Below are 20,640 nucleotides of genomic sequence, written 5' to 3' on the forward strand. Positions count from 1 at the left end.
TGCGGGCGGGCTTCGGCCCGCTCGCATTCCGAACCTGAAAAAATCGCGCCGCGCGCCTCCGCCTTCCGGCGTCGGCGCGCGGCATTATGGCGCGGAGGTCAGTTGCCCGAGCGACGTCGGGAGAAACCACTCCCGCCAGATATCCTCATAGGTCTTCGGCAGCAGCGCCAGAAGCCGCCATAGCTCGAACACGTCCTGCTTCTCGAAATGCTCTCTGAAAGCATCTGGATCGAAGCCATCGGGCAAGTCTGCCGGCACTTTGAAATAGCCGGGCTGCCCAGTCTCCAGGAAACGCCTCAGCCCCGCCGCGTGATAGCGGATCGGCTCGCACATCTCCGTGTCGTCCCAGAAATCATACTGGACGATCCGCTCGCCGAAATAGCGCGCCAGCGTTCGCCAATCGCCATTGTCCGGCCATTGCAGCTCGGAATATTGGAACGCGAACCGCTGAAACGCGGCAAGCAGCTTGGCGCGCTTGGCGTACCAGCGCAGCCCGATCATCCCGGCGTCGGACCCGATCTCAGTCCACAGCGGAATGTGGATCGTGCGCGATCCGGCCGTCCGATAATCGTCGTGCTGGGGGATCAGAATCTTGTCGATATAGTCGTTCAAACACACGAACGAGCAGCGCTGGCGCGCCAGATCGGCGATCACCAGCAGCACCGGCACGCCGATACCCATCCGCTCGATCGTAACCAGTTCCGACATTTCCAGCTGGAATCGATAGGTCTCGATTTCGGCGATCTTGTCGGTCAGGTCGAGCGTCTCGCGAGCCTTCTCGACATTGCCCCGGTTGTAGATTTCGAGCGTGTGGACGCTCGGCTCGGCCACGCTCTTAAGTTGTACGAAAACATGTTCGCCCAGCGTTTCGAAGGTTGGCCGCCGCCCGTCGGTCGTTTCCGACTCGAGGGTTCTGAACGTCTCGATCGTGAAATCCAGACCGTAGTCCGGGCGATATTCCCGCAGGAGCCAATGGCGCGGGAGCTTCGATCGAAGGAGGGCTATCCCGTCCTGATCGATTAGGTGTTGCTCCGATCGCTTCTTTCCGGCTGCCATGCTGACGGTGCTACGGCACCACCTGCTGTGCGACAATAGCGAAGGCAAACGAAGTCCCTGTCAGCTGATGGGCAGGCCGTCCGGCCGAGGCATGTGCAGCGACCTGGCAACGACGCCCGGCCTCCCGAAACCATCGCCTTCAGCTTATTTCCCCGCCCGTGTGCCACGGGCTCCTCGCGGCCGCTTCGCTCCAAATAAGCCTGCGGCTCCGGTCCTCCGCTGCCGCTCCGGCCATCCGGTTCGGGTGTCCAATCGCATCGCCTGACGGTCTGCACGCCCGGGCGGAACGGCCGCTCGCGCGAGCATCAAAGGAGACTTCAAATGCCCGCAATCGGATATGTGCAGAGGCAGCAGGACGGCGCCTATACGGGCCAGCTCAAGATGGCATCGCTGCGCTGCGACCTTCAGATCGTCCCAAATCGCCGCAAGGCGAACGAAGATCAGCCCGACTACATCGTGCGTGCCGGCGACATCGAACTCGGCGCGGGCTGGATCCGGACCGGCGAGGTTTCACAGCGCGAATATGTCCGCGTCAGCCTCTCGGCGCCCGAGCTTCCCCGCACCATTTGGGCCAATCTCGGCCGCTCCGCCGGGCAGGACGATGACGATGCCTACGCCCTGATCTGGAACCCGGTCGACTGACCTTCACGCCCCGCGCCCAACGGCGCGGGGCTTTCCCTCGATAGGGGTGTCGATTTGCCCATCGGCACTTCGACACTCTTCGCCCGGTGTCCCGCCCGGCATCTGCGGTGCCGCGATCGCGCCCTGCGATTCCCCCGCGACAGGACACCATCTTTATGGACGACAACGACGACATAACGCGCGCCAACCGCGCCAAACGCGGTTCTCCCTTCCTCAATACCGATCAGGCCGCCGCCTACCTCAAGCTCTCGGTCCGGCAGCTCAAGCGCCTGCGCCGTGCCGGAAAAGGCCCGGTCTTTCGCCGGCACAGCCGCTACGTCCAATATCATATCGACGACCTCGACGCCTGGAGCAGCGAGAACAGCGCCCGGGGGATCGGCGCATGATCGGGCCGCTGTTCGACTGGGGCGACGCCCTGCGCGCCGAGAAAGCACGACGCACCAAGCTCAATCGCCGCATCGCCGCGCTCGGGGTTTTCGTCGGGCTGACCCTGTCTCCCGCGATCTTCCCGCCGCTGCCGCGCCTCGTCTGGAACGCCAGCGCCAGCGCCCCGACCGGCCTCTACTCGGTGTCGCCCGGCGTGCCCGCCGATCCCGGCGACATGGTGATCGCGCGGGTGCCGCAGCCATGGCGCGACCTTGCCGCGCGCCGTCATTATCTGCCCGCTAACGTGCCGCTGGTGAAGCGCGTCGCTGCCGCCGCCGGCGATGACGTGTGCGCGCTCGGGCAGGAAATCTTCATCAACGGACGCTGGGTCACCCAGCGCCGCGTGGCCGATGCCAAGGGCCGGCCGATGCCGATGTGGTCGGGCTGCGTGCGCCTGCGCGGCCGCCAGCTCTTCCTGCTTATGGACAATTCGGCGTCGTTCGACGGGCGCTATTTTGGTCCCACAGGCGGCGCTGACATCATTGGAAAGGCGCGGCTGCTATGGGCGCGCTGAGGATCGCTGTCGCCGCTGCCGGTTTCGCGCTGGCCGCACCTGCAAACGCCGAATCCGTCGCCGACTGGCATCCCTATGTCGCCGAAGCATCCGCCCGTTTCGGTGTGCCGACAGCATGGATCGAGCGCGTCATGCGCGCCGAAAGCAACGGTCAGACGACCCTCAACGGCCGACCGATCCGGTCTTCGGAGGGAGCGATGGGGCTGATGCAGCTGATGCCCGCGACCTGGGCCGACATGCGATCACGTCTCGGCCTCGGTTTCAATCCCGATGATCCGCGCGACAACATTCTCGCCGGCACTCTCTACCTTCGCCTGATGTACGACCGGTTCGACTATCCTGGTCTCTTCGGTGCGTACAATGCCGGCCCCGGCCGCTACGCCGAGCATCTTGCCGGACGCCGCACGCTATCGGTTGAGACCGTCGTCTACCTTGCCAAGGTCACGCCGACTGCCCCATCCTCGGTGACGATCGCCCGCATACAGGCGCCGCCGGCCACGCTGTTTGTCGTGCGGAATGACGCGCGCCGGGCGGAGATCGAGGCGCCGGCAGGCACCGCCGCATCGTCGCTGTTCGTCGCACTGTCGCAGGGGAATTGAGGCGATGTTGCGCACACCCGAGAGGGTGGAAGCTCGTCTCGATAGACCCAGCATGACGGCTGGCGGAACGGCTATCAAGGCCCGCGGGTGCCCCCCAATTTTCTTCGAAAATCGGTGCCCCCCACGTCCGCTTCGCGGCGCTGCGCTTCGCTCCGCGGCCCTGACAGCCGCTCCGCCACCCGTCCCTCGGACGCCGTTCTCGATGATGAGGACGCAAACGTTGGAGGTCATCATGAGCATGTATCAGAGCATTGGAACGGCGTCGGATCGCGTGATGGAAGCGCTGGTCGCTGGGCTTGAACTGGAATTCGGGCGCGGTGCCGGAGAGGCATTGGCGCATCGGTTTCTGGAGGCTGAGGAAACGGATTTTCGCTGGGATGCGCGGGTCGAGGAGCGCTGGATCGGATCATATGACAGTGCCGACGATGAGGATTTCGAACTCGATCGGATAGCGATTTGCGGGCGGCTCGACGGGAAGTGGTTCTGCGCCACCATGCTCGTGGATGGCGATGGTCGGGCGCACGGGATGATGGGGTGCCGGCAGTTTCGGTCGCTGGTCAGGGCGCGGGATGCGATGCTCCATGCGCACTGATCGCAGCGCATTTCCCGGGGAGAGGCGGCGTCGGTTCTGCGTCGTCTCTCCCCTTTTTTTGAGCCGTGAGGGTGGGGAGAAAGGAAGAGAGGGGAAACAAGATAAAGGCAGTGCCTCGCGACACATGGTAAGCCTTTGTCTACACATCTTTTTTTTGAGAGACAGCAGCCTGCGGCTGCGAGACAGTCACGCAAGAAATGGTGAAAATCCGCCATTCCTGCCCCGAGATCGCGAGATTCCCGGGTGCTGCGATGCCGGATGACGACTTCAAGCCCCGGCTCGGCGGCAAGCGCAACAGGGACGGCAAGCGCGTGGTCAAATATGGCGGGCGCATCCTCGCCGCCGCGCGCCTCGCCGGCACCAAGACCGGGTTGAAGGTTCGTCGCTTCGACGGCAGCCGCATCGGGCGCGGCGCGAGCATGGGACGGCTCTTGTCGAGCCGCGATCGGCTTGCCGGTTTTCGTGGCCGCCGCGCGGTCGTGAAGGCGAGCCTGATCCGGTTGCAGGGCAAGGCTGGACAGGTCGCCCGCGCGCACATGCGCTACATCCAGCGCGACGGGGTCACGCGCGAGGGGCTGCCGGGCGAACTCTATGGCCCAGACACCGACCGCGCCGATGGCGACGATTTCCTCAAGCGCACGGCAGGTGACCGGCATCAGTTCCGCTTCATCGTGTCGGCCGAGGACGGCGCCGAGTATCCCGACCTCAAACCCTATGTCCGGCGGCTGATGACGCAGGTCGAACAGGATCTGGGAACGAAGCTCGACTGGGTCGCGGTCGATCATTTCAACACCGAGCGACCGCACACCCATATTGTGCTGCGCGGCGTCGATGGTCGCGGCGACAATCTGATCATCGCCCGCGAATATATTGCGCACGGGCTACGCGAGCGCGCGTCCGAACTGGCCACGCTCGACCTGGGGCCTCGCACCGATCACGAGATCGAGGCGCGCCTACGCCATGATGTCGATCAGGAGCGGTTGACCGCGATCGACCGGCGGCTGTTGCGGCGGATGGATGCCGACCGGACGGTCGCCGCGACCGACAATGATCCCCTCCAGCAATCGGTCGCCGCCGGGCGGCTTCGAAAATTGAAGGCGATGGATCTCGCTGAGGATGTCGGCGGTGGCCGCTACCAGCTCGCCGACGGGCTGGAGGATACGCTGCGCCGCATGGGCGAGCGCGGCGATGTCATACGGCTCATGCAGCGCGAACTGACTGCGCGGCGGCTCGACCGTGCTGGTGTCGAGCAGGTAGTGTCGAATGACCTGCGCGAGCCCCTCTTGGGTCGCGTGATCCAGCGCGGCTTTTCCGACGAGCATCGCGACCGGCACTATCTGATGGTGGATGGAGTCGACGGGCGGGTGCATTATGTCGATATCGGCCGAGGCGATGCGATCCCATCCGTGCCCGAGGGCGCAACGGTGCAGATCGCGCCATCGCGGGTCGAGGCGACCCAGGCCGATCGCACGGTCGATGCCGTCGCCCGCGCCAATGGCGGGCGCTATTCGGTCGATCTGCATTTGCGGCATGACCCACAAGCCAGCGAGGCGTTCGCGACCAGCCATGTCCGGCGGCTCGAAGCGATGCGGCGCGCAAGCGCCGGCCCGGAGCGTTCGGTCGATGGCACCTGGACCATCCCCGACGATCATCTCGCCCGCGCCGAAGCCTATGCCGCGCGTCAGCAGCGCGGTCGGCCGGTGACGCTGTCGGTCCTGTCGCGGTCGCCGGTCGCGGAGCTCGCCGTGAAGGAGGCGTCGACCTGGCTCGATCGCGAACTGGTCGAGGGCGGTCATAGTGCGGCACGCGATGTCGGCTACGGGCGCGAAGTGCGAACCGCCTTGGCGGCGCGGCGGCAGTGGCTAATCGAGCAGCAACTTGCGGATGTCGAGGGAACGGCCTTTCGGTATCGGGGGAGTGCGCTGGATACCCTGCACCGGCCCGAATTGCAGCAGGTTGGAGAGCGGCTGGGGGGCGATGTCGGCAAGCGGTTTGAGCCAGCGAGAATTGGTGATCGGATCGAGGGCGTAATCGCGCGTCGCATCGATCTGGAAAGCGGTAGCTTTGCCATGGTCGAACGGTCGCGGGATTTTACGCTCGTGCCGTGGCGCGATGTGCTCGAACGGAATTTTGGGAAGGCAGCCTCCGGAATTCTGCGAGCTGACGGCATTAACTGGCAGTTTGGCAGAAGTCGCACTGGACCGACGATCTCGTAGAATGAGGTCACTATCGCCAGCTTCAATAATCCCTGTTGACGTGTACCCCCGAGAGCGAAGACGATCCTGTTCATCAACATGACCAAGTCGGTGGAATATTGTGGCCATCAAAGAAACCAGTACCGCAAACTCTGGCTCGCGCTGGCTGCGCTGGGACCCTCATTTCCACGCGCCCGGGACCGCACTCAACGATCAATTTGGCGCACAGGAATCAGACTTCGACGACTATCTCAAGAAAATCGAAGCTTCGGCGCCGATCATCCGCGCGGTCGGCATAACTGACTATTACCTGCTCGATACCTACGAGCGCGTGAGAAAGGCCAAAGCGGACGATGGCCGGCTCGCGACCGTCGATCTCGTCTTTCCGAACGTCGAACTTCGGCTTGACTTTGGCCTCCCCAAGGGCGGCTGGATAAACGCGCATCTGCTGGTTTGCCCAGATGATCCCAATCATCTTCTGGAAACTAGAAACCTCCTTTCGCAACTTACCTTCCGAGCGGACGGCACGCTCTACAGTTGTAACGAGGATGGTCTCATCCGTTTGGGTCGCTCGGTGGACGCAAAGCTGGATGGCAAGGCCGCCATCGCTATGGGGGCAACGCAGTTCAAGGTGAACTTTCAGCAGCTGCAAGACGTCTACCGCGACATGCATTGGGCATCAAAGGATCGAAACATCCTGATCGCCATCGCCGGCAGCAAGACCGATGGAACGTCGGGACTTCAGGGAGAGGCCGAGGGGAAGACCAGACAGGAAGTCGAGCGGTTTGCGCATGCCATTTTCGCGAGCAGCCCCGCGCAACGCGATTTCTGGCTGGGCAAGAAAAGCCTGAGCCCCGACCAGATCCGTCAGCGCTACGGCGACCTGAAGCCGTGCATCCACGGCAGCGATGCCCATGAAATCGACAAGGTCGGCGCTCCGGACGAAGATCGGCTGTGCTGGATCAAGGGTGAACCAACGTTCGACGCATTGCGCCAAGCCGTCATTGACCCAGAGGGCCGAGCCTATGTCGGGGCCACTCCACCGATGCAGGCGCCGCCGTCGCGAGTGATCTCGCGCATCGAGTTCGTGAACGCACCATGGGCGACGACTTCGGTCATGGATTTGAATCCTGGGCTCGTTACCATAATCGGCGCGCGTGGCTCGGGAAAGACCGCCCTTGCCGACGCTATTGCAACCGGCTGCGATGCAGCCGCTGAACATCTGACCGAGGCGTCCTTCATCTTCCGCGCTGGACCGCTATTGCGCGATGCCGAGGTTCGTTTGACTTGGGGATCTGGCGACACGGTCGCCCGCGAGCTGCTCGATTACGAGTACGATCCTGACTTTGGCGGTCGTTATCCGAGCGCTCGCTATCTGTCGCAGAAGTTCGTTGAAAAGCTTTGCTCGGCAGACGGCATGACCGACGAACTGATGGAAGAAATCGAGCGCGTCATTTTCGACGCGCAGCCCGCGACCGACGGTTGCCTGAGTTTCGACGAACTTCGCGACCTGCGAGCCAGCCGCTTTCGGGCCGCACGAGAACGTGACGCGGCCGCCGTCATTAATCTTTCCGACGCCATCGGCCTCGAGCGCGAAAAGAAGGGTCAGATCGTCACCCTGAAGGGTAGGATCGCGCAGAAGGAGAAGCTGGTCAAAGGTTTCGAAGACGACCGGAAGAAGCTCGTTACCAGCAAGGACACCGAGACCCGAGCGAACGCGCTGGCGCTCATCATCAACGCGATCGAGAAGGTCAATCGCAACATCAATCACTTTGTGTCCAAGAAGGAGGCACTCCTCCGGCTTCAGGACGAAGTGGAAGGCTTCCGAGCCTTCACCGCGCCGGAGAACCTGCGCGAAACGAAGGCGAATTATGCCGCTGCTCGTCTCGAAGATGCCGATTGGGAAGATTTCCTACAACGTTATGCCGGCGACGTGGACACAGCGCTCACGGCCCAGATAGCCAAAGCCCAGAAGGATGCTGACGGCTGGCGCGGCCAAGCACCATCGGCACTCACCGACAAGACGCAGTCATATCTTCCCGACGGTGCCGACCCGAACAAGCAAACGCTCAGCCGTCTTGAGGCCGAGCGCGATCGTCTACAGTCGCTCATCAACATTGACGAGGATGCACGCCGCAAACTCGTGAATCTCAGCCAGCGTATCGCCGCGGAAAACACGGATCTGGAAAACACTCGGACCGCCCTGACCGAGGCCGAAGGCTGGAATGAGCGATCAAAGGAGCACGACAAAAACCGGCGGTCAGCCTACATCCGCGTCTTCCAGTCCGTGATTGCGGAAGAGTCGGTCCTCAACGAGCTTTACAAACCACTGATGGACCGCCTGCACAACGGCAAGGGCTCGTTGGAAAAGCTCTCTTTCACCGCGGCTCGCAAAGCCGATGTCAGCGCGTGGGCATCCGAGGGCGAGCAGCTTTTCGATCTTCGGCGGGCCGGTGATTTCAAGGGCAAGGGAAAGATTGAAACCTGGGCCGGGACCAATATGCGCCATGCGTGGGAAACGGGCGACGCGTCGGCGATCGAACATGCGCTTCAGCATTTCGCCGACGAATGGCAGGATGAGCTGGTAGAGGTCGCCAACGTGAAGAAGGAAGACGTGACTGCCTATCGCGGCTGGCTGCGCCGCTTCGCCAAATGGCTCTACAGCACCGACCATATCTCGCTTCAGTACGGCATCGAGTACGAAGGCACTGATATCACCAAGCTGTCGCCGGGTACGCGCGGTATCGTCTTACTACTCCTATATTTGGCGCTCGACGACGCTGATGATCGGCCGCTCATCATCGACCAGCCGGAGGAGAACCTCGACCCGAAATCGATCTTTGACGAGCTGGTCCATTTGTTTATCGCAGCGAAGACCAAGCGACAGGTCATCATGGTGACCCACAATGCCAACCTTGTCGTCAATACCGACGCGGATCAGATTATCGTTGCGACGGCGGGAGCCCACACGCCAGGTCAATTGCCGCCAATTTCCTACGTCTCAGGCGGTCTAGACCAAGATGCGATGCGTCAGCAGGTTTGCAACATCCTGGAAGGCGGCGAGAACGCGTTCAAGCAACGCGCGAAGCGCCTGCGTGTGGCGCTTGAGCGCTGATGGTTGATACGGTCTCGCGCTCGCCAAGCGGCATCAGCCTCACTGACACTGTCCTCATCAACAGTGTCATCTGGATCCGCTCACTCGGCGATCACGAGCTCAATCCGTCGCGTAGGATGGTTGAAGATTTGACCGTGATGGCGAATGCTGGACACTTCGCCTTCGAGGAGAAGGTGGTTCGCAACCGCGCCGAACTGTTTATCCTTCTGGATAGCGTTGCATCTGCTGCTAGTACGGGGCTCCGGCCAATCCTGCACTTCGACTGCCACGGCTCGGCCGCTGATGGTCTCCACGTCAGACCAGCCAACGAATTCTGCAGCTGGGGGGATCTCGCCGCCCGACTCCGGGTCATCAACGTCGCGACGCAAAACAACCTGTGCTGCGTTTTCGCAGCCTGCTTCGGGATGTGGCTCGCAACCCAGCTTCGTCTCTCTCTACCCACGCCGTGGTATCTCACAATCGCTCCCGAGAACGAGATTAGCGTCGGCGTGCTCGAGGATAGAACCGCGGCGTTCTATCGTGAGGTCTTTGCGAGCGCGAATATCACCCAGGCCTATGACCGCGTGCTCAGGCCCGATCTCGACATCCTGTTGTGCAAGAAGATCTTCGCTGAATCGCTCGCGCACCATGTCGCGGTGAATTGTCGCGGGGCATCCGGACGCAAGCGGAAAGAGGATGCGGTAACAGCGGTGCTGAAGGGGCGTGGCATTTTCGCGGCGACCAATCAGCAGCTGGCGCAGGCACGACGCGAAATTCGGCACAAGTTTCAGGCATCACAGTGGCTGATTGACCATTTCGCCAGCAAGTTTTTGATTGGACGTGACCCCGGCATCGACGTCGCCGATCTCGCGCGTCTTTCTGACAATTACGTCCGTCGCGAGCAGCGTCGTCGAGCGCGCGCACAGAAAATGGCAGGCATCAGCGGTTAGGAGATCAAACATGGATTTTCATGTGCGCGAGATCGGCTTCGAGTTGGCCGTCATGTCGGATGCTTTATAGGTATCCGCCCGTTCGTTCTGAGTTGGCGGACGATGCCGTTGTAGGCCGCGTGCAGCCCCTGGCTGCGCCCGATATCGTGGTCCGAACCCGCCGCGTCCCAGAAGGCAACGAGCCAGTCATCCGGGCACCATTGACGCAGATCCCAGAGCGCTAGCGCGACGCCGCGCGTCTGCATCTGTTCGCCAGCGGAGGCTGCCTCGCGCAAAACATTGAGGGCTCTTGTGATGGTGCCGGCAGCGCGCGCATCGGACTTAATGGAAGTCATGGCTGCGGATGCGCATCGTCTCTTCCTCATCGGGCACCAAGTTGAATGGACGGTAGGATAGCGTTCGTCCCTTCGGGAAGCCGGCGTCGCGGGGATCAGGGCCACCACCACTGGTCGCCCCATCGCCATGGCCCGGCATCACCCGGAAATCGCGCCCGGCGATCGAGCGCAGCATCGCGTCGTGATCGGTGATGCGATCGCAGATGATATGGATGACCTCGCCTTCCTTTTGGAGCTTGCCCCGCATCGCGATCATCGAGGCGGACATGACCTGGCGGCGATAGGTTTCAAAGCGATCTGGCCAGAGGATGCCCTGAGCAACGCCGGTCTCATCCTCGATCGTCACGAACAACACGCCCTTCGCCGATCCGGGGCGCTGGCGCACGAGGATGACGCCGGCGACCTCGACATTGCGACCGTCTCGAATGTTCGGGAGATCGGCGCATTTGACGATGCGCATGCCGTCCAGCTCGGCGCGCAGAAATTGCAGCGGATGACGGCGTCCCGGATTATAATCGCTATATGGCGCGCAACACGCCTTATGCGGAGTGGTTCGCGGCTCTGCGATGACTTCCCGCAAGCATGGCGGAGAAAATAAGCGAGAGAAACGACGACGCTGGCAATGCCCCTCTTGATGACGGCCTGTTGCTATGGGCAAGAAGGACTCATTGGGGGGAGTGCGACCGTCATGTTCAATGTCATCATGCGTCACTATGATTGGAACGACCCGACAGCATCGATAGAGGTCGGGCGGGTATTCGAATATACTGACCCCAACCTCGCCGCGCAGTTCACCGAGGGCGGCCTTCCCGCGCTAGACCGGCTGCGAGCGTTCCCTTGTCTGTTCATTCCCGAGGGTATCGGCAACGAAATTTGCCGCGTGGGAACGGTAACGGCCGCGCGCATAGCCAACGGCGAGGTGCGGTTCGAATATGCGCTCGATCCCGACGTGCCCCCAATGACGAACAGCTTCCTGTTCGCGCAGAAGGCTCGGCTCGACATGGACCGGCACCGGCATGACTGGGATTGGAGTCGAAACCACTGGGCGCTCAAGGATGTCGACCTTTATCGCGTCCTCTATCGGAGCGTGAACCCGCGCCGCCAGCGGCCATCGGTTTTTGCTATCCCCGAACATGAAGCCATCGAACCGCAGCTCGTCTCGGTCATGATGCCGTTCGATGCCGCGTTCGCACCCGTCTATGCGACGATCCAAGAGGCTAGTGCGGCCTGTGGCCTCTTGCCGCGGCGTGCCGACGAGATCTGGGAAGCGCCCGGCATCATTCAGGATGTGGTGAGCCTACTCGACCGCGCGCGCATCGTCGTGTGCGACCTAACCGGCAGAAATCCGAACGTGTTCTACGAAGCCGGCATCGCGCACACGCTGGGCCGCGAAGTGATCATCATCGCCCAGAACCGCCAGGACGTGCCGTTTGACCTTCAGCACCTTCGTTACATTCCTTATCTGAACAACAATGAGGGCCGCGCCGCGCTGAGCCAAGCGCTTCAGGGCCGTATGCGGACGATCCTGGGTCACTAATGTGATCGAACGTGCGCTCGATCAGATCACGCTCGCCGATATCGAAGCGCTGGTGACCTACCGGCGGAGCGAAGGTGCGACGCTCGATTTCAAGGAGGCGTTCCCCCCCGGCGACCACAAGGGTGTCCGGGACTTCCTGGCCGATGTTACAGCATTCGCGAACACCGATGGTGGGGACATCATCGTGGGCTTGCGCGAAGACAAGAACGGCACCGCGCAGGAAATCGTCGGCATCGACAAAGCCGGTCTCGATGAAGGGCTCCGCCGGATCGACGATCAGCTGCGAAGCTGCATCGACCCTCGCGTGCCGCTGTTCCGAGTTCAGGAGATAGCATGGCGGGGCGACAAGGTCGTCCTTATCATGCGGGTGGGCGCGAGCCTGATAGCGCCACACCGAGTGGTCTATGAGAAGAGCAGCCGCTTCTATCGGCGTGCGAACCGAGGCAATTTCGAGATGAGTACAGCCGAGATCCGCCAGGCATTCGCTGCCTCCGCTGATCTTCCTGAGAAAGTTCGCGACCTCCACCACAAGGCGGTCGTCGCGATCGGCGGCAAGGACATGCCCTGCCGCATTCATGATCGCCCGACACTAATCGTCACCGTTGCGCCACTGTCGGTGCTTCGCAAGGCGCGCGATGTCAGGATTACCCGGGACAACGCAGTGATGCCACCCGATCCGATGGGCGGGATCGACTGGATCGTTGGTCTAGACGGACTCATCGTGATTGCGAACCGAGAAGAGCAAGGCGCACGCGCATGGTCAGTAAACCACCGACGGGGCTATCTTGATTTCGCGTGGGCGATCGGGCGTCTCGCCGACGGACAGAAGATCATCTGGCCCAAATATGTCGTCGACCACCTGCCGGGGGCCGTCCGCAGCACGACGACAATCCTGCGAAGCGTTGGCGTCGAAGGTCCGTGGATCGTGATGGCGAGCGTGACCGGGCTGAAGGACTTCCGCCTGATCATGTCGGACCATCACTGGACGGATGCGGCCTGGCAGGATTCGGCGTATCTTGGTGAGATCATCGACGACGCGATGTCCGAGGATTCGCTGCAGCCCCTCGTCGAAGGGTTCTGGCGCCTATTCGGTGTCGAGAACCCGCCGAGGCCGCAGCGCTAGAAAGGAACAGTCGATGGACGCGCTTTATTTCCTGAAAAGCCGCACCGCGTTCATCTGCTTCTTCTTTGCGGAGAGTGCCAAGGCGTTCGTCGATGTGAAGCACCGCATCGAGAACGAATTGCCGCCATTCGATGACCCGCCCTATAGCGAAGATCCGGAGCCGGCCTATCTTGAGGAGTGGATGGACGCTGAGCAGGCGCTATCAGTACTGGGAATCACTTGTGTCTCGATGCTATCGGATACGCTCAAGCTCTATTTCAAGACGCTGTCTGACCGCGTCATTGGCTTCTCGTTCGAAAACCAGAAAAAGGCGTTCGCTGGAGGATTTGTGCCCGCCTATTTCGAGGCGCTCGGCGAGATTCTCGAAACAGACTGGAACGACTGCAAGGTCGACCGCGCATTGATCGAGCAAATCGTGCTTGCCCGCAACCGCGGGCAGCATGGTGAGTGCCTGACTACGCTCACCGTTAGCCATGACAAGGCGACTTTGGAAAAGCACCCGCGGCCATACTTCATTGGCGACGATGAGATTTCGACCTTGACGTCAGAAGACGGCTCGTTCGCCTCCTTTCTTATGCCAACTATCAAGGTCACGGCCGAAGCACTACTTAGAGCGATCGGCGAGGTCGAAGCGCTCGGCGAGTATGTCGAGAGCCGGCTGGACAAGGCACACGAATGGCGGATGCGACAACGCAAGCCCGCTGAGGCTTAGTAGTCGATGCACGTCGTCCAAACGGTGCCTTCGACCGAAGCTAGATCTCCACGGCGAAACATGGGGGCTATAAGGGCATGTGGGCCTAAGTGTGGGGCTGAGCGGCATAGAATAATTTTCCATCTGTTTTTCATGGCCTTATGGCTGCCGAAAAATCCCTCCCGCTCCGCCATCATCCTGTCCTTTCACATCCGTTTCGAATCAGAAAAGCCCAGCTTTTCTGCGGCTTTCAGCGTGCTTCGCATCCACGTTCATCCCTGCCAGTCCACCGGTGACCGATTGGAAATGTGGGAGATTTGGTGGCATGGGAAAACTTTCCGCAACCGCTGTGAAAGCAGCAACATGACCTGGGCGGCTTAGCGATGGCGATGGCCTGTTCCTCTTCATCAAACCCGGCGGTGGGAAAAGCTGGATGTGCCGGGCGCAGAAGGATGGGAATCGAGGCGATTTTGGTTTGGGGAGCGCGTCGAAAGTCTCGCTGGCAACCGCTCGGGAGCGGGCGCGAGAAATCCGAACCTGGGTGGAGCTAGGGCTGGATCCAATCTTCGAGCGGCGCAAGGCACAGGGCATCCCCACATTTCGTCAGGCGGCTGCCAAGGTGATCGCGGCGCACAGCAAGACAGGCGGAACCAGAAGCACGAGAAACAGTGGCTCCAGACGCTCGAGGCTTATGTGTTCCCGCACATCGGCCATGTGCGGGCCAATGAGATTACAGGGCCCATGATCCGCAACGCGCTGGCGGATATCAGGCTCGCCAAGCCCGAGACGGCGCGACGGGTCCGGCAACGGATCGGCACTGTTCTCCATTGGACATATGCGTCGGACTATCGCCAGACTGAAGCACCCATGCGCGCGATCACCAAGGGGCTGCCGCGACAACCCAAGCAAGAAGGGCATTTCGCAGCCATGCCTTTACCGGCATGGGCCAGGATGTTTTCCAGCAGATTGGCGACTGGGTGCTTGAGCGATTGCGCATCGCCCCGCACCTCTACCGCCTGCAGGTCGACTGTCAGACCGTCATCGTCGAAGGCTGGCCGATAGGTATCGACAACATCGGTCACCATCTCGTCCAATTGCAATCCGACAAAGCGTTTCCGGGCTGCAAAGCCGCGCACCTCGCGCCCCCCCCAACAGGCCAGCGAACAGATCGAGCAGCGCGTCGATGTCGACCGTGGCGCGTTCCGCCGATTGGCTGGTGTCCGGCTCGTTCGTCGCGGTAGCGAGCCGCTCCATATCCTGGCGGATGCGGCCGAGCGGGGTGCGCATGTCATGCGCAAGATCACTTGATACCTGCCGCAGGGAACCCATCAGTTCCTCGATCCGGCCGAGCATCTGGTTGAGGATGGTCGATATCCGGTCGAACTCGCTGCTCGATCCATCGACCGGCACGCGGGGGGCATAGTCCCCCTCGATGATCCCCTGCGCCGTGCCGCTGCTCAGCACCATATAGCCCGATCCCCGGACCGTGCGGATCGCATCCCCACGTCCACCCTCGTTCAACTTGGTGCGCAGTCGGCTCATATGGGTTTCGACGATATCCTCATCGGTGAGTTGCTGGGACCTCGGCGAAATGCTCCACCGGCGGTCCAACCCGACCGCCGAGCAGTCTTTCGACCAGCCGCCGGGATTCTCCCGCGACATAGGCCTCGCGCCACGAGGGACCGATAGAGATAGCGCCGCCCCTCCACCTCATGGGCGAACGCCCTTGTTAACGAGCCGGGCGAGCAGCGTCTTGACGGTCTGCAAGCTGATCCTCGCAAGGCAGTGGATAGACCTTTTCTGAACCAAAAGGTCTGTCTCCGATCCATCCGCCAAGCCTACGTCCTGATCCTTTCGATGGAGGCCCAGCCATGCAGGATGGGCCGGAATGGTCTGATCCGTCGTGAGCCATATCGTCTGGGCACCGGCGCGCTACCCTGACAGCCTTGACCAGGGAGGCCGCGCTCTTGGAGACCTGCAACGTTCTTCTCGTGAAAGATGGGCCGCAAGATCCGTTCGACGCTATCGGGCAACGACTTGCGCTCGACCCCAATGTCACCCTGGCGAGCGAGGCCCCCGTCAGCGTGGAGCAGGCCGTCGTCATGATCTGGGAGCAACCCGAGATCGCTGTCATCCTCATCATCGGGCAGGAATCCGCCATTCCGGCGATCGTGTCGGCCATCCGTGCGGCCCGTAGCGACGTTCACATGCTGGCCGTTTCCATCGAGACCGGCATCACCAACCTGTCGATGCGCAATCTCAGTTTCGATCAGCTCAGCCGCATCATTCACATGCTCGCCCGCCCCGCGGCTCCCGCGAACGAAGGGCGTGTCCTTCGCTTTCATCTGCGCACCGAACCGAACGATGCCGAAGAAGCGGAAGAGGCCGCGCAGGCCGCCTATCCCCCCGCCCCGCTAGCCGTCGAAGTGGACGGGCGGATCGCGGACCTGATTGATCAGTCGCTCGACTGGGTTGAAGCGGCGACGCGCGTGCTGCTTGATGTCTGGTCGCCCCGGAAGGATGAGGCACCCGGCTTTGTCCCAGACCTGGAACTGTTGGAACGGCTTCTCGAGGGCTTCGTCAGCCTGTTCGGCGAAGCGCCGGAGCGGCCCGAAAAGCTGTTCCGTAAGCTGGTCGCGTCGCTGCGTGCCCCCGAGAACGCTCAAGCGCCGCTCGCTATCCTGTTCCGCAAGATCGATGATGATCAGCAGGCGCTCAAATTCTTGCTGCTCGCAGGCGCGAGCGATTTCGACATTCGCTTCCACCGCCTGTTCGGCACGCTACACGACGATCTCTCGCGGCGTTATCCGTCAGTCGGGCTGGCCTGTGCGATCATCGCCGCGGGCATTCGCAAGACGACGCCTGCGAGCATTCGCGGCGCATTTGCGCTGAACGACCCGCTGCGCCGGCTCGGCATCGTTCCGCGTGCCGGGCCGGCCACTTTGGCGGGCGACATGCCGCTGCGCCTGCCGCAGGCCTTGGCCGACTGGCTAGTAACCGGCGATTCCGATGCCCTGCTGGGCGCTGAGATCCGGCGGCTGTATCGGCTCGCGCCCGAAGACGCCGCTGCTTTGCTCTCTGCCGACCGCAAACGGCGGATCCGTGCGGCCGTGCGCCATGCGCTGATCGGCCGCGATCTGGTATCCGCGATTTTCCTGACCGGATCGTCGCCCGGCTGGACAGTGGTCGAAGCGGTCGCCATCGCCGATAAGCCACTCGTCCTGGCGCCGCCCGCGAGCCCGCTCGCGCCCGAAATGCTCGCAGAGACTCTTGCCGAGCTCGCCAGCGCCGCGCGACTGGCGGGATGGACCTTGATCTTCGATCTGGGCGGGAAAAGTCCGGAAAGCGATGCGTTGTGGAGCGCGCTGAATGCTACCTGGCCGCAGTTCGCGCAGCCGCCCTATCTCATCGCCGCCAATGCGACCGAGCGGCTCGCTGGCATGGCCGAATCCCACATCGTCTCCGCGGACCTACCTGTGGTGACGCGTCATGATCGGCAGGAAGTCATTGCCAACGCCTTGTCGAGTCACAATGTCGAAGACGACGCGCTGGCCGAACATATTGCTGACGCCTTCCCCATCGCACTCGATCGCATTCCCCAGGCGATTGCGCTCGCGCAGACGCTGGCGGCTGCCAATGGCCGGCCCAGCAGACCGGAGGCGGATGACTGGCTCGGCGGCTTCCGCCGCATGGCGGGCGCGCGCCTGCCCAGCCTCGCTCACCGCGTCGAGCCTGCGCCCCGCGTCGCGGGCGCCCCGCCGGCAATCGAGGCGGTCGTCCTGCCCGCCATCCAGCGCGGCCAGCTTCGCGAACTGGTCAGCCATGTTCGCCACACGCGCGAAGTGCTGGAGGACTGGGGCTTCGCCGAACTCACCGACGGCCGCGGCGTCGCGGCGCTGTTTTCCGGCGAAAGCGGCACCGGCAAGACCACCGCCGCCCACGCCGTCGCGACCGAACTCGGCGCCGACCTCTACGTCATCGAACTGGCGCAGGTGGTCAGCAAATATATCGGCGAGACGGAGAAAAATCTCGACCTCATCTTCGGCGATGCGCAGGACGCCGGCGCCGTGCTGCTGTTCGACGAGGCCGACGCCCTGTTCGGCAAGCGCAGCAGCATCACCGACGCCCACGACCGCTACGCGAATATCGAGGTCGCCTATCTCCTCCAGCGCATTCAGCGCTTCACGGGCCTCGCCATCCTCACCAGCAACCATGCGGAATCAATCGACGCCGCCTTCACCCGCCGCCTGCGTTTCAAGGTGGAGTTTCCGCGGCCCTCGGCCGGCGACCGGCTGCTGATCTGGGAACAGTCGATCCCCGTTCCCCTGCGCGCCAAGCCGCTCGCCCTGCGCCCACTCGCCCTCGCCCTCGACGTCACCGGCGGCGTCATTCGCCAGATGGCGCTGCACGCCGCCATGCTCGCCGCCGAGGCGGATCGACTGATCCGCATGGAGGACGTGCTGGCCGGCGCGCGCAGCCAGTTCGTGCGGCTCGGCCGCTTCGCCGATCTCGCCCGCGTCGACGCCATAGAGGCGGCGTACGGCAGGGAGGCGGCGTGATGGCGCTCGACCTCGTCACCGCAGCGATCATCGACATGCTGCGGCTGTCGCTCGCCAATCAGCCTGGCGTGCCGCCCAGCGCCTATAAGATCAGCCTCGCCTCACCCAATGAAGGCGCGGCGGACGCCGACCTCGTGCTGTTCCTCTACCTGGTGACGCCCGCCGCCGACCTGCGCAACGCGCAGCGCATCCGCCCTTGGCCCACCGCCAATGACAGCCCGGTGCTGCTCGAACCCGCCGTTCCGCTGGAGTTGCACTATCTGCTCACCGTCGGCGCCGGCGCGCCGGCGGGCGCGGACGGGCTCGGCCGTCTGGCCGACGCGGTGCGCGCGATCGAGACGGGATCGCCCCTCGCCGTGCCCCTCGCCTTTCAGGAGGCAGTGTGGCTGTCGCTCCTCTCGCTTAATTCGGACGAGATGGCGCGCATCTGGGGCCTGTTCCCCAATGAAAATTGCCGCTCCTCCATCGCCTTTCGCGCCAGCCCGGTCTGGATTGACCCGCGCGCGCCGGCCCCGTCCGCCGCGCCGGTCACGGACGGCGACATGCGCCACGCCTGGATGGAAAGCGCATGACCGCGCTCTTCCCCCTCGCGCATGCGGACCGCGTCAAGCGGCGCGTGCTGCTCGCGCTGGAACTGGTCGATCCCGTCACCGGCCAGCTGGCCGGCGAGCAGATGACGGTCACGGCGCCGGGCTTCCGGCCGCCCACCATCACGAAACTCGGCCAGTTCGTCTGGATCGATCCGGAGCCACCTGCCAACCGGACCGTGACGATAGAGGCGGTTGCGACGCGCGGCCAGTTCGCCCCCTATAGCGCCACCGTCGCGGTGCCGATGCGCGCGCCGCAGACTCCCGTCCTCGTCCAGCGCGCCACGCTGACGCCCACCGGCCTTTACGAGCCGCCGGCCGGCCGGCTCGGCGTGGCGGGCATGCTGGTGGAGGATGCGGCCGTCGATCCGCCCGTCCCCGTCGCCGACGCCAAGGTGAAGATCATGCTCCAGTCCGCCAGCGACGCCGGCCCGCTCGACGGCGCCTATACCGGCGTCACCGACGTCCGCGGCGGCTTCGTCGCGATGGTCGGATCGCTGGGCGACGACGCGCCGATGCCGCGCGTCCCCACGACCGCCGACCCTCGCGTCGCGGACGGCGCGATCATCGGCTGGATCAGCGTGGAGCGCGCCGGCGCGCCCCGCTTCTCGGCCCTACTGCCGATGCGCCGCAACCAACTGTTTCGTGCCCCCGCCCCGTTCGGCTGGGCCGCCCTTTCCGCCACCGAGCCAACCCTGCCTCCGGCACCGTGAGGCGATGAGGAGAATTCGCATGACCGGCGACACTGACACCATCGACTCCGCAACGACCGCCCTCCCCGCGGGCGGCGATCAGACCGTTACGCCCCCCGGAGCGGCCGGGGGAGGCGCTGCTGCGGCGCCCGCCCCTCCGCCTCCGCTTGATTATGTCCGCGACATCGCGATCAGCCGCGCGCTCGCCGACCTGATGAAGCCCATCGAAACGGCGGCGACGGACCTGTTCGCGCTGGAGAAGCAGGCCGCGCGCGACGCCATCGTCAAATCCTATCGCGCCGCCTTTGCGTCCGACGGCACGCTGCGCGTCAAGATGAAGCAGGCGGACAAAGAGTTCGACCGCGCGGCGGCCGACATGCTGGTCGCGCTCGACAACTGGACGCCGCTGATCGGCGATGTGACCAAACCACTCGGCAAGCTGCTCAAGGCCCGCGCCGCGCTGGCGACGAAAATGGCCACCTTCGTCGGCGCGAAGGAAAAGGCGCGCACCGACGCGCAGCAGGCGACCAAGGACTGGGCCGCGCGCCACGCCGACTGGTCCGCGCCCGAAGCCGCGATCGGCAAGATCGTCGACGGCTATCTGCCGCAGATCAACACGCTCAGCGCCGCGATCAACACCGCGGACACTACGGACGCCCCGATCCTGAGCTTCTGGCTGGAGGTCGCGCCCAGACATCTTCAGATCAGCGACGGAACCCTGAGCGCCAACGCCAAATCGGCGCTCAACAAGGTGACGGGCGCGCTCAAGACCGCCGGCTATGATGATCTCGCCGACTGGCTCGACCCCGCCAAGAGCCAGGCCAATGGCGCGGTCCATCTAATCGACCCGGACGCGCTCGACCAGAAGCGCAAGGACGTCTTCGCCGGCTGGAAGGCCGCCGCCGAGACGCAGGCCGCCGCCGACTATGACTTCAAGCTCGACCCCGACGACATCGCGACGCTCAAGGCCGCGTGGGACAAGCTGAAAGGCGACGTCTGGATCAAGGACGCCAAGGCGTCGCTCACTCCCGCATCCTGAGATTGAACG

General features: G+C 63.3%; 21 protein-coding genes. 17 read left to right on the top strand and 4 right to left on the bottom strand.

Annotated features, from left to right (window positions below; translation table 11 throughout):
* Positions 1-84: 84 nt before the first annotated feature.
* Entirely contained in the window at positions 85-1,056 is a 972-nt protein-coding gene (locus tag ACI6S0_RS13740) for a DUF4365 domain-containing protein (protein ID WP_434403369.1), read from the bottom strand.
* 321 nt (positions 1,057-1,377) lie between these two features.
* Here ACI6S0_RS13740 and ACI6S0_RS13745 point away from each other — a divergent pair, with 321 nt between their 5' ends.
* From ACI6S0_RS13745 to ACI6S0_RS13780, 8 genes are all read left to right on the top strand, one after another.
* The gene (locus ACI6S0_RS13745; protein WP_434403370.1) at positions 1,378-1,698 is read left to right on the top strand and encodes a DUF736 domain-containing protein; all 321 of its coding nucleotides are present in this window, start codon (positions 1,378-1,380) and stop codon (positions 1,696-1,698) included.
* A gap of 155 nt (positions 1,699-1,853) precedes the next feature.
* Positions 1,854-2,084: a helix-turn-helix domain-containing protein gene (locus ACI6S0_RS13750; RefSeq protein ID WP_434403371.1), complete on the top strand. Its 231-nt coding sequence runs from the start codon at positions 1,854-1,856 to the stop codon at positions 2,082-2,084.
* Positions 2,081-2,638 carry a S26 family signal peptidase gene (locus ACI6S0_RS13755; RefSeq protein ID WP_434403372.1) on the top strand — a complete coding sequence of 186 codons (558 nt, stop codon included), beginning with the start codon at positions 2,081-2,083 and terminating at the stop codon, positions 2,636-2,638. Before ACI6S0_RS13750 ends, ACI6S0_RS13755 begins: the two co-directional genes overlap by 4 nt.
* Positions 2,626-3,237 carry a lytic transglycosylase domain-containing protein gene (locus ACI6S0_RS13760; protein ID WP_434403373.1) on the top strand — a complete coding sequence of 204 codons (612 nt, stop codon included), beginning with the start codon at positions 2,626-2,628 and terminating at the stop codon, positions 3,235-3,237. Before ACI6S0_RS13755 ends, ACI6S0_RS13760 begins: the two co-directional genes overlap by 13 nt.
* A gap of 220 nt (positions 3,238-3,457) precedes the next feature.
* On the top strand, positions 3,458-3,829 hold the full coding sequence (locus ACI6S0_RS13765) for a hypothetical protein (protein ID WP_434403374.1): 372 nt from the start codon (positions 3,458-3,460) through the stop codon (positions 3,827-3,829).
* Between the two features lie 251 nt (positions 3,830-4,080).
* Positions 4,081-6,045: a relaxase/mobilization nuclease RlxS gene (gene rlxS, locus ACI6S0_RS13770; RefSeq protein WP_434403375.1), complete on the top strand. Its 1,965-nt coding sequence runs from the start codon at positions 4,081-4,083 to the stop codon at positions 6,043-6,045.
* 100 nt (positions 6,046-6,145) lie between these two features.
* Complete coding sequence (locus ACI6S0_RS13775; RefSeq protein ID WP_434403377.1) at positions 6,146-9,139, top strand: TrlF family AAA-like ATPase; 2,994 nt, start codon at positions 6,146-6,148, stop codon at positions 9,137-9,139.
* Complete coding sequence (locus ACI6S0_RS13780) at positions 9,139-10,068, top strand: hypothetical protein (RefSeq protein ID WP_434403378.1); 930 nt, start codon at positions 9,139-9,141, stop codon at positions 10,066-10,068. The genes ACI6S0_RS13775 and ACI6S0_RS13780 overlap by 1 nt, the downstream gene beginning before the upstream one ends.
* 50 nt (positions 10,069-10,118) lie before the next feature.
* On the opposite strand, the gene ACI6S0_RS13785 is transcribed toward ACI6S0_RS13780, so the two are convergent.
* Positions 10,119-10,403 carry a hypothetical protein gene (locus tag ACI6S0_RS13785; protein WP_434403379.1) on the bottom strand — a complete coding sequence of 95 codons (285 nt, stop codon included), beginning with the start codon at positions 10,401-10,403 and terminating at the stop codon, positions 10,119-10,121.
* Positions 10,390-10,863, bottom strand: coding sequence for an OB-fold nucleic acid binding domain-containing protein (locus tag ACI6S0_RS13790; protein ID WP_434403380.1), 474 nt, complete (start codon positions 10,861-10,863; stop codon positions 10,390-10,392). The genes ACI6S0_RS13785 and ACI6S0_RS13790 overlap by 14 nt, the downstream gene beginning before the upstream one ends.
* A 228-nt stretch (positions 10,864-11,091) precedes the next feature.
* Between ACI6S0_RS13790 and ACI6S0_RS13795 the strand changes: the two genes are divergently transcribed.
* The 5 genes from ACI6S0_RS13795 (at position 11,092) to ACI6S0_RS13815 (ending at position 14,816) form a co-directional block, all read left to right on the top strand.
* Entirely contained in the window at positions 11,092-11,940 is an 849-nt protein-coding gene (locus ACI6S0_RS13795; RefSeq protein WP_434403381.1) for a hypothetical protein, read from the top strand.
* A 1-nt stretch (position 11,941) separates the two neighbouring features.
* Complete coding sequence (locus ACI6S0_RS13800; protein WP_434403382.1) at positions 11,942-13,063, top strand: AlbA family DNA-binding domain-containing protein; 1,122 nt, start codon at positions 11,942-11,944, stop codon at positions 13,061-13,063.
* A 13-nt stretch (positions 13,064-13,076) separates the two neighbouring features.
* Positions 13,077-13,775, top strand: a complete 699-nt coding sequence (locus ACI6S0_RS13805) for a hypothetical protein (RefSeq protein WP_434403383.1) — start codon at positions 13,077-13,079, stop codon at positions 13,773-13,775.
* A 412-nt stretch (positions 13,776-14,187) separates the two neighbouring features.
* Positions 14,188-14,499, top strand: coding sequence for an Arm DNA-binding domain-containing protein (locus ACI6S0_RS13810; protein WP_251007880.1), 312 nt, complete (start codon positions 14,188-14,190; stop codon positions 14,497-14,499).
* The gene (locus ACI6S0_RS13815) at positions 14,448-14,816 is read left to right on the top strand and encodes a phage integrase central domain-containing protein (protein ID WP_434403384.1); all 369 of its coding nucleotides are present in this window, start codon (positions 14,448-14,450) and stop codon (positions 14,814-14,816) included. The genes ACI6S0_RS13810 and ACI6S0_RS13815 overlap by 52 nt, the downstream gene beginning before the upstream one ends.
* Here ACI6S0_RS13815 and ACI6S0_RS13820 read toward each other — a convergent pair.
* Entirely contained in the window at positions 14,793-15,416 is a 624-nt protein-coding gene (locus ACI6S0_RS13820) for a winged helix-turn-helix domain-containing protein (protein ID WP_434403385.1), read from the bottom strand. The two genes, ACI6S0_RS13815 and ACI6S0_RS13820, sit on opposite strands and share 24 nt — an antisense overlap.
* Positions 15,417-15,721: 305 nt before the next feature.
* Between ACI6S0_RS13820 and ACI6S0_RS13825 the strand changes: the two genes are divergently transcribed.
* The 4 genes from ACI6S0_RS13825 to ACI6S0_RS13840 are packed head-to-tail and all read left to right on the top strand — an operon-like array spanning position 15,722 to position 20,631.
* Positions 15,722-18,313, top strand: coding sequence for an ATP-binding protein (locus ACI6S0_RS13825; protein ID WP_434403386.1), 2,592 nt, complete (start codon positions 15,722-15,724; stop codon positions 18,311-18,313).
* The gene (locus ACI6S0_RS13830; RefSeq protein WP_214867047.1) at positions 18,313-18,885 is read left to right on the top strand and encodes a Pvc16 family protein; all 573 of its coding nucleotides are present in this window, start codon (positions 18,313-18,315) and stop codon (positions 18,883-18,885) included. The genes ACI6S0_RS13825 and ACI6S0_RS13830 overlap by 1 nt, the downstream gene beginning before the upstream one ends.
* Entirely contained in the window at positions 18,882-19,613 is a 732-nt protein-coding gene (locus tag ACI6S0_RS13835; RefSeq protein WP_214867049.1) for a hypothetical protein, read from the top strand. The genes ACI6S0_RS13830 and ACI6S0_RS13835 overlap by 4 nt, the downstream gene beginning before the upstream one ends.
* Before the next feature lie 19 nt (positions 19,614-19,632).
* Positions 19,633-20,631, top strand: coding sequence for a hypothetical protein (locus ACI6S0_RS13840; RefSeq protein ID WP_434403387.1), 999 nt, complete (start codon positions 19,633-19,635; stop codon positions 20,629-20,631).
* The last annotated feature ends 9 nt before the right edge of the window (positions 20,632-20,640 follow it).

This window comes from Sphingobium sp. DN12 (assembly GCF_051058005.1).
GTDB classification, from domain to species: Bacteria; Pseudomonadota; Alphaproteobacteria; order Sphingomonadales; family Sphingomonadaceae; genus Sphingobium; species Sphingobium yanoikuyae.

Bases quoted from the DNA above. Each gene is read 5' to 3' on its own strand.
- ACI6S0_RS13740 (WP_434403369.1), bottom strand. From the start codon at position 1,056: ATGGCAGCCGGAAAGAAGCGATCGGAGCAACACCTAATCGATCAGGAC.
- ACI6S0_RS13745 (WP_434403370.1), top strand. From the start codon at position 1,378: ATGCCCGCAATCGGATATGTGCAGAGGCAGCAGGACGGCGCCTATACG.
- ACI6S0_RS13750 (WP_434403371.1), top strand. From the start codon at position 1,854: ATGGACGACAACGACGACATAACGCGCGCCAACCGCGCCAAACGCGGT.
- ACI6S0_RS13755 (WP_434403372.1), top strand. From the start codon at position 2,081: ATGATCGGGCCGCTGTTCGACTGGGGCGACGCCCTGCGCGCCGAGAAA.
- ACI6S0_RS13760 (WP_434403373.1), top strand. From the start codon at position 2,626: ATGGGCGCGCTGAGGATCGCTGTCGCCGCTGCCGGTTTCGCGCTGGCC.
- rlxS (WP_434403375.1), top strand. From the start codon at position 4,081: ATGCCGGATGACGACTTCAAGCCCCGGCTCGGCGGCAAGCGCAACAGG.
- ACI6S0_RS13780 (WP_434403378.1), top strand. From the start codon at position 9,139: ATGGTTGATACGGTCTCGCGCTCGCCAAGCGGCATCAGCCTCACTGAC.
- ACI6S0_RS13785 (WP_434403379.1), bottom strand. From the start codon at position 10,403: ATGACTTCCATTAAGTCCGATGCGCGCGCTGCCGGCACCATCACAAGA.
- ACI6S0_RS13790 (WP_434403380.1), bottom strand. From the start codon at position 10,863: ATGCGCATCGTCAAATGCGCCGATCTCCCGAACATTCGAGACGGTCGC.
- ACI6S0_RS13795 (WP_434403381.1), top strand. From the start codon at position 11,092: ATGTTCAATGTCATCATGCGTCACTATGATTGGAACGACCCGACAGCA.
- ACI6S0_RS13805 (WP_434403383.1), top strand. From the start codon at position 13,077: ATGGACGCGCTTTATTTCCTGAAAAGCCGCACCGCGTTCATCTGCTTC.
- ACI6S0_RS13810 (WP_251007880.1), top strand. From the start codon at position 14,188: ATGTGCCGGGCGCAGAAGGATGGGAATCGAGGCGATTTTGGTTTGGGG.
- ACI6S0_RS13820 (WP_434403385.1), bottom strand. From the start codon at position 15,416: ATGTCGCGGGAGAATCCCGGCGGCTGGTCGAAAGACTGCTCGGCGGTC.
- ACI6S0_RS13830 (WP_214867047.1), top strand. From the start codon at position 18,313: ATGGCGCTCGACCTCGTCACCGCAGCGATCATCGACATGCTGCGGCTG.
- ACI6S0_RS13835 (WP_214867049.1), top strand. From the start codon at position 18,882: ATGACCGCGCTCTTCCCCCTCGCGCATGCGGACCGCGTCAAGCGGCGC.
- ACI6S0_RS13840 (WP_434403387.1), top strand. From the start codon at position 19,633: ATGACCGGCGACACTGACACCATCGACTCCGCAACGACCGCCCTCCCC.